Source organism: Kitasatospora sp. NPDC041917, from assembly GCF_055589745.1.
In genome coordinates, this window is record NZ_JBVJBI010000010.1 from 209455 (window position 1) to 224269 (window position 14815).

The following is a 14815-nucleotide window of genomic DNA, read 5'->3' on the forward strand; positions in this document are numbered from 1 at the left end:
CACCGTGGGCGAGCGAGCGCAGCAGGCCGGGACCGCCGGGCCGCTGCTGGAGCAGGCGGTGCGGTCGGTGCTGACGGCACCGGAGGACGCACTGGACCTCGCCCTGGACACCGGGGCCTCGCTGCTGGCCGCCTCGGCCGGGCAGTGGCCCGAGGTGAGCCGGGCGGTGCTCGGCCACGCGGACACCGCCGTCGGCCGCTGCTGGTCCGCCGGATGGCGGCCGGCCGACCTGGCCCGGGTGGTGCGCCGCGAGCTGCAGCCCGTCCACCTGGCCCTCGCGGTGGACCTGATCGCCGCCGAGGACCGCCGCCACCCCGCGGCCGGCCTGGACCGGCGCTGGCGGGAGCAGCTGCGCGAGCTGGAGGCCGAGGTGTGGTGGTCCGGCGACGAGGAGTACCTCGGCGCCTTCGCCCACCGGCACCGGCTGGACCGCTTCGCGCTCGCCACCGCCGTCCTGGAGCTGCTGCGCACCTGGGGCCGGCTGCCGCCGATCGCCCCGGTGGGGCCCGCCCCCGGGCAGGCCGTCCGGGGGCGGCACTCGGCGCCGGTGACCGGCGAGCCGCGGATGCTGGCGCGGATCCGGGCGCTGCTGGCCAAGGCCGAGTCCACCGAGTACCCGGAGGAGGCCGAGGCGCTGACCGCCAAGGCCCAGCAGCTGATGGCCCAGCACAGCATCGACGACGCGCTGCTGGCCGCGGCCGGCGCCGACCGCGACACCCCGGCGGCGCTGCGGATCGGGGTGGACAACCCGTACGAGGGTCCCAAGACGATGCTGCTGGACGCGGTCGCGGCGGCCAACCGGTGCCGGGTGGTGTGGGCGAAGGAGTTCGGCTTCTGCACCGTGGTCGGCTTCGACGGCGACCTGGACGGCGTCGAGCTGCTCTACACCTCGCTGCTGGTGCAGGCCACCCACGCGCTCAACAAGGCCGGCTCCCGCAAGGACTCGCGCAGCAAGGCGTTCCGGCAGTCCTTCCTGGTCGCGTACGCGGCGCGGATCCGCGAGCGGCTGACCGCCGCGACCGAGCGCGCCACCAGCGCCGCCGCGGCCGGCCGGCACCTGCGCGAGGACGGCACCGAGGAGCAGCTGCTGCCGGACGAGCGGCTGCTGCCCGCGCTCGCCGCCCGCTCCGAGGCGGTGGACGAGCAGGTCGACCGGCTGTTCCCGAAGCTGGTCTCGCAGCGGGTGCGGGTCAGCGACGGCGTGGGCTGGGCGGCCGGACGCGCCGCCGCCGACCGGGCCGCGCTGCACGGACGCGCCGGTGCGATCCGCCGGTAGGGCCCGTCCCGCCGATCATTCCCCGGGGACCTGATAGAACGTAGTCCGCCACGAACGAAGGGGGACGCGACGTGACGGATCCGGCGGCGGAGTCGGGGTACCGGGACCGGGTGCGCGGAGCGCTGCTCGGCGGAGCGATCGGCGATGCGCTGGGCTGGCCGGTGGAGTTCCAGCAACTCCACCAGATCCAGGACCGGTTCGGGCCGCAGGGCGTGACCACGCTGCCGGCCGGGCCCGGGCCGGTCGAGGTCACCGACGACACCCAGATGACGCTGTTCACCGCCGAGGGTCTGATCCGCGGCTTCGTCCGCGGCTGGACGGGCGGCGGCGGCTCGGTGCCGGAGGCCGTCCACGGCGCCTACCGGCGCTGGCTGCGGACCCAGTACCAGGGTGCGCCGGACACCGAGCCGCAGCCCCGCCCGTACGACGGCTGGCTGCTGAGCCGGCCCTTCCTGTACGCGCGGCGGGCGCCCGGCAACGCCTGCCTGAGCGGGGTGGCCGAGCATCCGGTGTTCGAGGCGCCGTCCGCGATCGGGCTGCTGGGGCCGATCAACCCGGGTTCCAAGGGCTGCGGCACGGTGATGCGCTCGGCGCCGTTCGGGCTGGCCCGGCTCGGGGTCGAGCAGTCCTTCGGGCTGGCGGTGCAGTGCGCCCAGCTCACCCATGGACACCCGACCGGCTACCTCGCGGCCGGCGCCTTCGCGGCCCTGGTCGAGCGGCTCGCGGACGGCACCGAGCCCTGGGCGGCGGTCGGCGAGACGGTGGAGCAGATCCGCGAGCTGCCGAGTTCCAAGGAGACCGTCCAGGCGCTGGCCCGGGCGGTGCGGCTGGCCCAGGAGGCCGAGCCGGCCGCGGAGACGGTGGAGCGGGTCGGGCTCGGCTGGACCGCCGAGGAGTGCCTGGCCATCGCGGTGTACTCGCTGCTGGCGGCCACCCTGGACCCCGACCCGGTGCGCACCGCGCTGCTGCTGTCGGTGAACCACTCGGGGGACAGCGACTCGACCGGCGCGGTCTGCGGCAACCTGGTCGGGGCCGCGTACGGCGCCGCGGCGCTGCCCCCCGAGTGGGCCGGGGCGGTCGAGGGGCGGGCCGAGCTGCGGCAGGTCGCGGACGACCTGCTGGTGCTGTTCGGCAGCCGCGACCCGCTGCACCCCGGGCTCGGCGGGCGCTACCCCGCCTGGTGACCACCCGGCCCGGTGACTACCCCGCCTGCGGGTCGGTGACCTGGCCGAGGAACAGCGGCGCGCCGCCCCGGCTGTCCCGGATCAGGAACAGGAACGGCCGGTCGACGTACACCTGGACCGGCCGTTCGGCGTTCGGCGCCGCCATCACCTCCATCCCGACACCGCTGCCGGCCGCCGCGACCGTGCCGTCCTCGCCGACCTCGATCGTGGCCTTCTGCACCACCGTGCCGACGGCCAGCGGGTCCTTGGCGATGCCGCCGAAGTCGGCCGCGTCGAAGGCCGCCCGCACGCCGAGCGAGCGCAGCGCGGGGGTGAGCTCCTTCGAGGTGCCGAAGTGGAAGCGCGGCAGCCGGAGGTCGACCGGCCGCTCGGCGAGGGCCCCGAGGACGCGGTCGAGCTGGGGCTGGTCCAGGCCCTTGGCGAACGCGGCGAAGCCGCCCTGCGGGGGGACGATCAGGTCCATCACCAGCCCGCCCTCCGCGTAGGGCAGTTCGACGGCCTGCCAGGGCTCGCCGACGATCCCGCCGGAGCCGTCGGCGTACTTGAACTCCCCGGTCTGCCCCATCGTGGGGACGGCCGGGGCGGAGCCGTCGAGCTTGTGGAACGGGCGGTCGGCGGTGTGCGAGGGCGTGAAGGCGGAGGCCCACTTCGCCTTGAGGTACAGCGCGTCGGTGAGCACCAGCCGGGTGCTCGACGTGATCCCGTTCGAGCCGAACAGGTCCTTGATCCGGCCGTCGGTGGCCTTCTCCACCGCCGCGTTGACGGTCTTGCGGGCGCCGTCCGGGTCCTTGGCGAAGTCGGCCTGGTGGACCCCGGCGTCGAAGGCGGCGGCGAGGGTGGCGAGGTAGTCCGGCTCGACGGCCAGGCCCTGCTGGGTCCAGACGTCGTCGCTGCGGCGCAGGGTCAGCTGGTCGGTGGCCGGGACCGGCCGGTTCAGCGCGCCGGTGGCGAGCGCGTACTGCCGCGGGTCGAGCCCGGTGTGCAGGGCCTCGGCCAGTTCCCCGGCGGTGGCGCCGCGGGCTCCGGGCAGCAGCATGGCGAGCAGGGTGGCCAGGCCGGACGGGGAGACCACGAGGTTGCTCCCGGCGGCGTCCGGCTCGCTGGTCAGGGCGTGCAGGAGGTCCAGGCCGAAGGCGTCGGTGGCGGTCGCGGTGGCGGCCACCTGGGCCGGGTCGACGGCCGGCCGGCTCACGGGCGCGGACGCCCGGAGCTCCACGGGCGCGGCGGCCCCGGTGCTGCCGCAGCCGGCGAGCAGCGGCGTGGCGAGCGCGGCCGCGAGGAGCAGCGCCGCCGGGCGGCGGAGGGTGCGACGGGTTGCGGTGCTGCGGTTCGTCATGGCCCTTCGACGCGCCGTCCCGCCCACCGGTTCCGCCCGGCCGGCGTGCCCCGGATCAGTCCCAGAGCGCTCCGAACTCCAGCAGTTCGTCCCGGTGCTCGATCCGCTCCACCCAGTCGGCCGGCCAGGCCGCCTCGCCGTGGTGGGCGCCGGCGAAGGCGCCGGTCAGGCAGGCCAGCGAGTCGGAGTCGCCGCTGGAGCAGGCGGCCCGGCGGACGGCCGCCACCGGGTCGTCGGGCAGCAGCAGGAAGCAGAGCAGGCCGGTGCCGAAGGCCTCCTCGGCGACCCAGCCCTCGCCGGTGGCCAGGCACGGGTCGGCCTCGACGTCGGGGGCGGCGAGCGCCGCGTCCAGCCGCTCGAGCACCTGGAGGCACTCTCCCTCCTTGCCCGCCGACGGGCAAGGAGGGGCCCATCAGCCGCGGGCGATGACGGCCTGCGGCGAGGAGCCGTACCAGCGGTCGGCGAGGTCGCCGAGCCAGAACGCGTCGTACCGCTCGCGGCTCGCCAGCGCGTACGCCCGCAGCACCGCAGGCAGTGCGGCGGGCGGGACGCCCTCGGCGAGCTTGCGCACGGCGTACGCGGTGAGGTCACTGGCGGCGAGCGCGGTCGGGTGGCCGTGGGTGAGCGCGGACTGCAGCTGGGCGGCGCCGGAGAGCTGCCGGGCGTCCAGGTCGCGGATCAGTCCGACCGGGGCGACCCGCATGTTGGCGCCGCAGCCCTTGGAGCCGACGTCGCTGGCCTGCTGCCAGCGGTACTCGTCGTGGCTGAGGCGCTGGCAGGCGCGCAGGCAGGTCATGCCGGGGGCACGGTTGTTCTGCGGGGAGCGCCACCAGTCGACGAACTCCTCGCGGACCGGCCGTTCCAGCCGCAGGGGCGTCAGGGTCCCGCGCGCCAGGGCGGTGCGCAGGCCGCGGGCGAGGGCGAGCGTCATCTGGGTGTCGTCGGTGACCAGCGCCTTCTTCGGCAGCGGGAGCCGCCGCCAGTCCGGATGGTCGGCGGCGATCCGCTCGATGTCCTGGAACTCGGTCGGCCGGCCCATCGCGTCGCCGATCGCCAGCCCCAGCAGTGCCCCCGTCGCCTTGCCCACGGCAGTTCCCCCCTCTTCCCGTCACACCTCGACCAACAGCTCCTTGAGCCCGCGGATCACGTAGCCCGGGTTCCACTCGGGCTCGCGGACCAACCGCAGGCCCGGGGCCCGGCGCAGCAGCGTGCCGTAGGACTCGGTGAGCTCCAGTCTGGCGAGTGGGGCGCCCAGACAGAAGTGGATTCCGGCGCCGAAGGTGATGTGCGGGTTGTCGGTGCGGCCGAGGTCGAGGCGGTCCGGGTCGGCGAAGCGCTCGGGGTCGCGGTTGGCGGAGCCGAAGAGCAGGGCGATCTCGGCGCCGCGCGGGATGGTGACGCCGCGGACCTCGATGTCCTCCAGCACCCAGCGCTCGAACATCTGCAGCGGGGTGTCCCAGCGCATCAGCTCCTCGATCGCGGTGGGCAGCAGTGCGTCCACCGAGCCGCGCAGCCGGGCGAGCTCCCCGGGGTTGCGGAACAGCGCCCACCAGCCGTTGCCGGTGGTGTTGACGGTCGCCTCGTGGCCGGCGTTGAGCAGCAGCACGCAGGTGGAGATCATCTCCTGCTCGCTGAGCGCGTCGGAGCCCTCCTGGGCCTGGATGAGCGCGCTGATCAGGTCCGTCCCGGGGTTGCCCCGGCGCTCGCGGATCAGGGTGCGCAGGTAGTCGGAGAAGTCGATGCTCGCGGTGACGGCCCGGCGGGCGGTCTCCTCGGTGGGGTTGAGCTCGAACATCCCGGTGATGTCGGCGGACCACGGCCGCAGCAGGTGGCGGTCGGCCTCCGGCACGCCGAGCATCTCGGCGATCACGGCGACCGGCAGCGGCTCGGCGACGGCGGAGATCAGGTCGCCGCCGCCGGCCGCGAGCAGCCGGTCGACCAGTTCGCCGGCCAGCCGCCGCACGGTGGGGCGCAGGCCCTCGACCATGCGCGGGGTGAAGGCCTTGGAGACCAGCCGGCGCAGCCGGGTGTGGTCGGGCGCCTCCAGGTCGAGCAGCCCGTGGTCGTTGAGGGTGTGGAAGGGCTCGTGCGCCGGGTCGGGCTCGGGGCGGCCGAACTCCTGGTGGCTGAAGCGGTGGGTGTAGGTGCGGCCGAGCCGCCGGTCGCGCAGCAGGGCGCTGACGTCCTCGTGGCGCGAGACGAGCCACTGGTTCGTGGGCTCGAAGTACGTCACCGGCGCGTGCTCGCGCAGTTCGGCGTACGCGTCGTACGGGTGGGCCACGAAGGCCGCCGACCAGGGGTCGAACTTCGCCGTCGTCGTCATCGGTCGATCACTCCAGGCCAGGAGGGGGGAAGCCGGAAAGATCATCGTACGCACGCGGTACGTCCGGGAACATGACCCTTCCGGCCCCCGCTCAGGCCCGTTCCAGGACAAGTCGGCGCACCAGCTTCGGCAGCGCCTGCGAGATCGGCTCCCGGATCACCTCGGCCGCGGCCTCGTCGTAGGGCGTCGGCTCGCCGTTCACGATGATCAGCTTCGCCCCGGTCCGCACCGCGTTGTACGGCAGCCCCGCCACCGGGAACACCTGGAGGCTGGTGCCGACCGCGATGAAGACGTCGCAGGCCCGGGCGACCGCGTCGGCCTGCCCGAGCACCTCCGGATCCAGGTTCTCGCCGAACATCACGATGCGCGGCTTGAGGATCCCCCCGCACTCCCGGCACGCCGGGTCCGGCTCGCCCGCCCCGACCCGGTCCAGCGCGTCCGCCATCGAACCGACCACCCGGCAGCGCAGGCACTGCGTCTCCCGCACGTTGCCGTGCAGTTCGAGCACCTTGCGGGCGGTCAGCCCGGACCTCTGGTGCAGCCCGTCGATGTTCTGGGTGAGCACCCGCAGCGGCAGCCCGGAGCGCTCCAGGTCGACCAGCGCCCGGTGCCCGGCGTTCGGCTCGGCGCCCAGCGCGCCCGTCTCCAGCCGCATCCGCCAGGCCCGCCGCCGGACCTCCGGGTCCTCCAGGTACGGCCCGATGGTGACCAGCTCCTGCGCCGACGGGTCCTTCTGCCACAGCCCCTGCGGGCCGCGGTAGTCGGGGATGCCGGAGTCCGTCGAGATGCCCGCGCCGGTGAGCACGGCGATCAGGGGGCGCTTCGCGTTCATACCCCGGACCGTACGGCTCGCGGCCCACGACCGGCCACCGAAAATCCGGGGGCGCCGGGCCCTGGGCCCGCTTCGGGCCAGGACGCGCGTTTCAGGCCAGGGCGGCGCGCGGCGCGGCGGCCGGGCGGGCCAGCGGGGCGAGCGCGAGCAGGTAGCAGGCGGCGGCGAGCGGGACGAGGGCCAGGTCGACGCCCGAGGCCAGGGTGCCGAGCAGCGCCAGCACCGGGCTCCACCAGCGCAGCGCCCGGGAGCGGCCCGCCGCGGCGGCGGTCAGCAGCGCCAGCAGGCCGACGTAGAAGAGCAGCGGGCCGACCTGGTAGACGACCGGCAGCACGCCCGGGACGTCCTGGACCCGGTCGAACAGCCGCGACTGCTCGGCCTTGTCCGCCGCCGCCAGCCCCACCACCAGGTCGATGCCGATCTGCGCCAGCGAGCAGAGCAACCCGGCGAAGGCCGTCCCCGGCGCCGCGCCGGCCGCGGTCCGCGCGGCCGTGCCGCGCGGGGCGAGCCGCCGGTGCAGGGCGAGGAGGACGGGGGCGAACAGCAGCAGCCCGGCGAGCATCGCGGTGTGCCCCGCCGTCCAGCCGGGGCCGGGCGCCCGGGAGCCCGGCACCAGGCGGATGCCGCCGTAGAGGGCCATCAGGGCGGGGGCGCCGACGACGGCGTACGGCGTGAGGCCGCTGAGGCGGGTGGGGCGGGTGGGGCGGGTGTTCCGGGCATCCAGGGCGGTGTTCATCCGATGGTCTCCAGCGGTGTGGTCCGTTCCGACACCTCAGAGCCTCCCGGCCGGGGCCCTCGTCCCGGATCACCCGCACCGGCGAACCGGCCGCCTCCCCCGCACGGGGGAGCCCGTCAGGACTCCCCCGCCACCACCGCCCCGGCCTCGTACGCGAACACCACCGCGTGCACCCGGTCCCGCAGCCCGAGCTTGCTCAGCACATTGCTGACGTGCGTCTTCACCGTGTGCTCGCTGACCACCAGCTCGGCCGCGATCTCGGCGTTGGACAGCCCGCGCGCGATCAGCCGCAGCGTCTCCCGCTCGCGCAGGGTCAGCTGCTCCAGCAGCCGCGACGGCGGTCGCACCGCCCGCTCCGGCGCCCCCGGCCGACGGGCCGCGAACTCGCCGATCAGCCGCCTGGTCACCGACGGCGCGAGCAGCGCCTCCCCCGAGGCGACCATCCGCACCCCGTGCGCCAGGTCGTCCCGCCGGACGTCCTTGAGCAGGAAGCCGCTGGCGCCCGCGTACAGCGCGTCGAAGACGTAGTCGTCGATGTCGAAGGTGGTCAGCATGATCACCTTGGTCGACGGGAACTCGGCGCACACCCGGCGGGCCGCCTCCAGCCCGTCCATCACCGGCATCCGGACGTCCAGCAGCAGCACGTCCGGGCCGTGCGCGCGCACCGCCTCGATCGCCTCGGCACCGTCGCACGCCTCGGCCACCACCTCGATGTCCGGCTGCGCGTCCAGGATCATCCCGAACCCGGCCCGCACCAGCTCCTGATCGTCCGCGACGACCACCCGGATCGGCGTCATTCGTCCACCCTCTCCACCACCCCGCCCGTGCCCAGCGGCAGCCGGGCCCTCACCAGGAAACCCCTGCCCTCCGGCCCCGGCCCGGCCTCGGCCCGCCCGCCGCAGGCCGCCGCCCGCTCCCGGATGCCGACCAGACCGCGGCCGCCGGACCAGCCGACCACCGCACGGCCGGCCGCGGCCGGCACCCCGCGTCCGTTGTCCGAGACCACCACCTCCAGCACCTCCCCGGCCCGCCGCACCCGGACCGCGACCCGGTCCGCCCCGGCGTGCTTGACCGTGTTGGTCAGCGCCTCCTGCACGATCCGGTACGCCGCCGTCTCCACGTCGGCCGGCAGCGGACCCTCCTGCCCCGGAAGTTCGAGATCCACCCGCAGCCCCGCCGCGCGCACCCGGTCGGCCACCCCGGCGAGTTCGGCCAGCCGGGGCCGCGGCGCCAGCTGCCGGCCCGCCTCCGGGTCCTTCAGCACCCCCAGCACGCGCCGCAGCTGGACCATCGCGTCCCGGCCCGCGTCGGCGATGGTGTCGAACGCGCGGACGGCCCGGTCCGGATCACTGCGCACCACCACCGGCCCGGCCTCGGCCTGGATCACCATCAGCGAGACGGCGTGGGCCAGGATGTCGTGCATCTCCCGGGCGATCCGGGCCCGCTCCTCCGCCACCGCCCGGGCCGCGTCGCTCGCCGCCCGTTCGCCGGCCTCCCGGGCCCGCTCCGCCTGCACCCGGGCCAGCTGCCGCTGGGCGCGCACCAGCGAGCCGAACACGAAGGTGCCGACGGAGGTGACCAGGCTGAACAGCGCGCCGTTCGGCGAGTGGGTGCCCAGCACGTTGCCGACCACCACCACCGCCAGCACGCTCCACCGCACCCGCTCCGAGGACCGCTCCGCCACCGTGTAGAGGGCGACCACCCCGGACAGCGGCACCTGGGGGTTGGCCGAGTGCGCCACCACCGAGATCACCAGCGACGGCGCCGTCGCCAGCGCCAGCACCGTCAGCGGCCTCAGGCGCCGCCAGGGCAGCGGCAGCGCGGTCGCCACCGCGAGCAGGTGGATCCACCACGGGCGCACCGTGGTGTCCTGGGACACCGCCCAGAGCGCGACCCCGGCCGCCGCCACCGCCAGCAGCGAGTCCGGCAGGTACGGGCCGAACCCGTCCACCCGGCCGCGCAGGCGCACCGCACGCTCCACCCCGGTCCCTCCCCCGTAGCCGGGGACGCCGCCCCCGCGGAGGAGATCATGCCCTACCGGCAGCGCCTGCGGAACGCCCAGGTCAGACACCGCTGACCGTCACACCGCCGGTCTCCGCCCGGGCGCTGATGCTGCGCGCCGCGCCCGGCTGCGAGGGGATGCCCAGGTCCACCGCGCCGGCCGAGGCCCGGGCGTCCACCGCGTACGCCTCCCCGGCCGGCACCCGCAGCCGCACCCCGCCGTTGGTGGTGCTCGCCTCGACCTTCGACGGCGCCGCGGCGAAGTCGGCCCGCACCCCGCCGTTCACCGTGACCAGCCGCACCCGCGGGGCCCGCAGCCCGTCGGCCTCGACCCCGCCGTTGGTCACCTCGGCGTCCACCTCGCCGGCCAGCCCGGACAGCTCGACGCCACCGTTGCCCTCCTTCACCCGCACCCTGGTCCCGGCGGGCACCTGCACGGTGTACCCGATCCCGCACGAGCCGCAGTCGTACGTCAGCCTCAGCACGCCGTCCGTCACCTCGTGGGTGCTCTTCGGCGTGTCCCCCCGGTAGTCCTGCTTCTCGACCACGTGCACGGCGTCACCGCCCCCGTGCACCACCACCCCGCCGTCGGCCCCCTCCACGACGAGCTCCCGGACCGGTCCCGCCACCCCGTAGCTCACCGTCCGGTGCTCCGCGTCGTCCCCGAACGGCAGACAGGCCGACATCCCGACCAGCACCCCCGCCGTGATCGCCACCACGCCCAGCACCCGCTTCATCCCCGGCTCCTTCGAAAGCCCGTCGACCGACACCGGGAACCCTCCCTCGGCGGCCGCCCCGACCGCCTCCCCCGCCGGAGCGGTTCCCGCCCCTCCCCCGTACGACGGAGCCGTCCGGCCCCGGGAATGCCGAAGGGCCCGGAGGCTTGATGCCTCCGGGCCCTTCCTTTGTAGCGGGGACAGGATTTGAACCTGCGACCTCTGGGTTATGAGCCCAGCGAGCTACCGAGCTGCTCCACCCCGCGTCGGTAAACATGACTCTACGCGACTTCGGCCGAATGACCTAATCGGCTTCCGTCCGCGCCCCGGGCGGCCCGGCCGGCCGCCCCCACCCCCCGGCAGCCCCTGACGGTCCCTGGCGGCCCCCGGGAACGCCGCAGGGCGGCCACCCCGTGGGGTGACCGCCCTGCGATCGGTGCTGCGCGACTCAGCCGGTGTACGGGCCGTAGTCGTAGTCGTCCAGCGGAACCGCCTGGCCGGAGCCGGCGCCGAAGGGCGACAGGTCGTAGTCGTCGTAGCCGACGGCCGAGTACATCGCGGCCTTGGCCTCCTCGGTCGGCTCGACCCGGATGTTGCGGTAACGGGGCAGGCCCGTACCGGCCGGGATGAGCTTACCGAGGATGACGTTCTCCTTGAGGCCCAGCAGCGGGTCCGACTTGGCGTGGATCGCCGCGTCGGTGAGGACCCGGGTCGTCTCCTGGAAGGAGGCGGCCGACAGCCAGGACTCGGTGGCCAGCGAGGCCTTGGTGATACCCATCAGCTGCGGACGGCCGGAGGCGGGGTGACCGCCCTCGGCGACGACGCGGCGGTTCTCCTGCTCGAAGCGGCCGCGCTCGACCAGCTCGCCGGGCAGCAGCTCGGCGTCGCCCGACTCGATGATCGTCACGCGGCGGAGCATCTGCCGGATGATGATCTCGATGTGCTTGTCGTGGATCGACACACCCTGCGAGTTGTAGACCTTCTGGACCTCGGCGACCAGGTGGACCTGGACGGCACGCTGGCCCATGATGCGCAGGACGTCGTGCGGGTTGGTGGCACCCATGGTCAGCTTCTGGCCGACCTCGACCGCCTCGCCCTCGCTGACGAGCAGCTTCACACGCTTCGAGACCGGGTAGGCGATCTCGTCGGTGCCGTCGTCCGGCGTGATGACCAGCTTGCGGGTCTTCTCGGTGTCCTCGATCCGGACCCGGCCGGCGGCCTCCGAGATCGGAGCCACACCCTTCGGGGTACGGGCCTCGAAGAGCTCGACGACACGCGGCAGACCCTGGGTGATGTCGTCACCGGCCACACCACCGGTGTGGAAGGTACGCATGGTCAGCTGGGTACCGGGCTCACCGATGGACTGGGCGGCGATGATGCCGACCGCCTCACCGATGTCGACCAGCTTGCCGGTGGCCAGCGAGCGCCCGTAGCACATGGCGCAGGTGCCGACGGCCGACTCACAGGTCAGGATCGAGCGGGTCTTGACCTCGCCGATGCCGTGGCGGATCAGCTCGTCGATCAGGACGTCGCCGAGGTCGGTGTTGGCGGTGGCAAGGAGCTTGCCGTCCACCGTGATGTCCTCGGCGAGCATGCGGGCGTAGACGCTGGTCTCGACGTCGTCGGCCTTGCGCAGCACGCCGTCCGCACCCACGGAGCCGATCGCCAGCTTCAGGCCGCGCTCGGTGCCGCAGTCCTCCTCGCGAATGATGACGTCCTGGGAGACGTCGACCAGACGACGGGTGAGGTAACCGGAGTCGGCGGTACGGAGGGCGGTGTCGGCCAGACCCTTACGGGCACCGTGGGTGGAGATGAAGTACTCCAGCACGGACAGACCTTCACGGAACGACGCCTTGATGGGTCGCGGGATGGTCTCGTTCTTGGCGTTCGACACCAGACCACGCATACCGGCGATCTGGCGCATCTGCATCATGTTTCCACGAGCACCCGAGTCGACCATCATGAAGATGGGGTTCGTCTTCGGGAAGTTCTCGTTCATGGCCTCGGCGACCTCGTTGGTCGCCTGGGTCCAGATGCCGATGAGCTCCTGCTTGCGCTCGTCGTTGGTGATCAGGCCGCGCTCGTACTGACGCTGGACCTTCTCCGCCTTCGCCTCGTAGCCCTCAAGGATCTGGGGCTTGTTCGGCGGGACGACGACGTCGGAGATCGAGACGGTGACACCCGAGCGGGTCGACCAGTGGAAGCCGGACGCCTTCAGGTTGTCCAGGGTCGCCGCGACGACGACCTTGGGGTAGCGCTCCGCCAGGTCGTTGACGATCGCGGAGAGCTGCTTCTTGCCCACCTCGTAGTCGACGAACGGGTAGTCCTCGGGCAGCAGCTCGTTGAAGAGCGCGCGACCCAGGGTGGTGGTCAGGCGGAAGGGCTCGCCGTCGAACCAGCTCGACTGGCCGTCCTCGTCCACCGGGGCGGTCCAGCCGCGCGGCGGGACGGTGCCGGCCGGCAGGCGCAGCTCGATCGGGGCCTGGACGTCCAGGTCGCGGGCGTCGAAGGCCATGATCGCCTCGGCGGTCGACGAGAAGGTGCGGCCGGCGCCCTTCACGTTGTCGCGGTCCGAGGTCAGGAAGAACAGACCGAGCACCATGTCCTGGGTCGGCATGGTGACGGGGCGACCGTCGGCCGGCTTCAGGATGTTGTTCGAGGACAGCATCAGGATGCGGGCCTCGGCCTGCGCCTCCGCGGAGAGCGGCAGGTGGACGGCCATCTGGTCACCGTCGAAGTCCGCGTTGAACGCGGTGCAGACGAGCGGGTGGATCTGGATGGCCTTGCCCTCGACCAGCTGCGGCTCGAAGGCCTGGATGCCGAGGCGGTGCAGGGTGGGCGCACGGTTCAGCAGCACCGGGTGCTCGGCGATGACCTCTTCGAGCACGTCCCACACGACCGGACGGGCACGCTCGACCATGCGCTTGGCCGACTTGATGTTCTGCGCGTGGTTCAGGTCGACCAGGCGCTTCATCACGAACGGCTTGAAGAGCTCCAGCGCCATGGCCTTCGGCAGACCGCACTGGTGCAGCTTGAGCTGCGGGCCGACGACGATGACCGAACGGGCCGAGTAGTCGACTCGCTTGCCGAGCAGGTTCTGACGGAAACGACCCTGCTTGCCCTTCAGCATGTCGCTGAGGGACTTCAGCGGGCGGTTGCCGGGGCCCGTGACCGGGCGACCACGACGGCCGTTGTCGAACAGCGCGTCGACGGCCTCCTGGAGCATGCGCTTCTCGTTGTTCACGATGATCTCGGGGGCACCGAGGTCGAGAAGGCGCTTCAGGCGGTTGTTGCGGTTGATCACGCGGCGGTACAGGTCGTTCAGGTCGGAGGTCGCGAAGCGGCCACCGTCCAGCTGCACCATCGGACGCAGGTCCGGCGGGATGACCGGGACGCAGTCCAGCACCATGCCGTTGGGCTTGTTGGTGGTCTGCAGGAACGCGGAGACGACCTTGAGGCGCTTGAGCGCACGGGTCTTCTTCTGGCCCTTGCCGGTGCGGATGATCTCGCGCAGGCGCTCGGACTCCTCCGCCAGGTCGAAGGTCTCCAGGCGGTCCTTGAGGGCCGCCGCGCCCATCGAGCCGGAGAAGTAGGTGCCGAAGCGGTCGCGCAGCTCGCGGTAGAGCAGCTCGTCGCCCTCGAGGTCCTGGACCTTGAGGTTCTTGAAGCGGGCCCACACCTCGTCGAGGCGGTCGAGCTCGCGCTGCGCGCGGTCGCGCAGCTGCTTCATCTCGCGCTCGGCGCCCTCGCGCACCTTGCGGCGCACGTCGGCCTTGGCGCCCTCGGCCTCCAGCTCGGCCAGGTCGGTCTCGGCCTTCTTGGCACGGGCCTCGAGGTCCGAGTCGCGGCGGTTCTCGATCTGCTGGCGCTCGACCGAGACGTGCGCCTCCAGGGACGGCAGGTCGCGCTGGCGGCGCTCGTCGTCCACCCAGGTGATCATGTAGGCGGCGAAGTAGATGACCTTCTCGAGGTCCTTCGGCGCCAGGTCCAGCAGGTAGCCCAGGCGGGACGGCACGCCCTTGAAGTACCAGATGTGGGTGACCGGGGCGGCCAGCTCGATGTGGCCCATCCGCTCGCGGCGCACCTTGGCGCGGGTCACCTCGACACCGCAGCGCTCGCAGATGATGCCCTTGAAGCGGACGCGCTTGTACTTACCGCAGTAGCACTCCCAGTCCCGGGTGGGGCCGAAGATCTTCTCGCAGAAGAGCCCGTCCTTTTCCGGCTTCAGGGTGCGGTAGTTGATGGTCTCCGGCTTCTTGACCTCGCCGTGCGACCACTGGCGGATGTCGTCGGCGGTGGCCAGGCCGATGCGGAGCTCGTCGAAGAAGTTGACGTCAAGCACTGGTCGTCAAGCCCTCTTTCGTAAGTCGAGAGTCGTTCATGTGGTCTGAGGGGGGCCTGGGGGCGGGCC

General features: G+C 73.4%; 10 protein-coding genes, 1 tRNA gene and 1 pseudogene. 2 read left to right on the forward strand and 10 right to left on the reverse strand.

Annotated features, from left to right (window positions below):
* Positions 1 to 4: 4 nt before the first annotated feature.
* Both ACZ6EM_RS15425 and ACZ6EM_RS15430 read left to right on the forward strand, forming a co-directional pair.
* Positions 5 to 1276 carry a DUF2786 domain-containing protein gene (locus ACZ6EM_RS15425; RefSeq protein ID WP_380538554.1) on the forward strand — a complete coding sequence of 424 codons (1272 nt, stop codon included), beginning with the start codon at positions 5 to 7 and terminating at the stop codon, positions 1274 to 1276.
* 71 nt (positions 1277 to 1347) lie between these two features.
* Positions 1348 to 2460 (forward strand): ADP-ribosylglycohydrolase family protein, encoded by a 1113-nt coding sequence (locus ACZ6EM_RS15430; RefSeq protein WP_401048341.1) that lies wholly within the window; start codon positions 1348 to 1350, stop codon positions 2458 to 2460.
* A gap of 16 nt (positions 2461 to 2476) precedes the next feature.
* On the opposite strand, the gene ACZ6EM_RS15435 is transcribed toward ACZ6EM_RS15430, so the two are convergent.
* The 10 genes and pseudogenes from ACZ6EM_RS15435 to ACZ6EM_RS15480 form a co-directional block, all read right to left on the reverse strand.
* Positions 2477 to 3796, reverse strand: a complete 1320-nt coding sequence (locus tag ACZ6EM_RS15435) for a serpin family protein (RefSeq protein WP_401048342.1) — start codon at positions 3794 to 3796, stop codon at positions 2477 to 2479.
* 55 nt (positions 3797 to 3851) lie between these two features.
* Positions 3852 to 4883: pseudogene (locus tag ACZ6EM_RS15440) on the reverse strand (ADP-ribosylglycohydrolase family protein).
* A 21-nt stretch (positions 4884 to 4904) separates the two neighbouring features.
* Positions 4905 to 6119, reverse strand: coding sequence for a cytochrome P450 (locus tag ACZ6EM_RS15445; RefSeq protein ID WP_452177437.1), 1215 nt, complete (start codon positions 6117 to 6119; stop codon positions 4905 to 4907).
* A 91-nt stretch (positions 6120 to 6210) separates the two neighbouring features.
* Entirely contained in the window at positions 6211 to 6951 is a 741-nt protein-coding gene (locus ACZ6EM_RS15450) for an SIR2 family NAD-dependent protein deacylase (protein ID WP_401048346.1), read from the reverse strand.
* A gap of 91 nt (positions 6952 to 7042) precedes the next feature.
* Positions 7043 to 7687, reverse strand: coding sequence for a hypothetical protein (locus tag ACZ6EM_RS15455; protein ID WP_465772537.1), 645 nt, complete (start codon positions 7685 to 7687; stop codon positions 7043 to 7045).
* 116 nt (positions 7688 to 7803) lie between these two features.
* Entirely contained in the window at positions 7804 to 8484 is a 681-nt protein-coding gene (locus ACZ6EM_RS15460) for a response regulator (RefSeq protein ID WP_380351773.1), read from the reverse strand.
* Positions 8481 to 9668, reverse strand: a complete 1188-nt coding sequence (locus tag ACZ6EM_RS15465) for a sensor histidine kinase (RefSeq protein ID WP_452177435.1) — start codon at positions 9666 to 9668, stop codon at positions 8481 to 8483. Before ACZ6EM_RS15465 ends, ACZ6EM_RS15460 begins: the two co-directional genes overlap by 4 nt.
* An 82-nt stretch (positions 9669 to 9750) precedes the next feature.
* Entirely contained in the window at positions 9751 to 10425 is a 675-nt protein-coding gene (locus tag ACZ6EM_RS15470; protein ID WP_465772538.1) for a DUF4097 family beta strand repeat-containing protein, read from the reverse strand.
* Positions 10426 to 10596: 171 nt separating this feature from the next.
* Positions 10597 to 10670, reverse strand: a tRNA-Met gene (locus tag ACZ6EM_RS15475).
* A 182-nt stretch (positions 10671 to 10852) separates the two neighbouring features.
* The gene (locus ACZ6EM_RS15480; RefSeq protein ID WP_401053930.1) at positions 10853 to 14746 is read right to left on the reverse strand and encodes a DNA-directed RNA polymerase subunit beta'; all 3894 of its coding nucleotides are present in this window, start codon (positions 14744 to 14746) and stop codon (positions 10853 to 10855) included.
* Between the last annotated feature and the right edge of the window lie 69 nt (positions 14747 to 14815).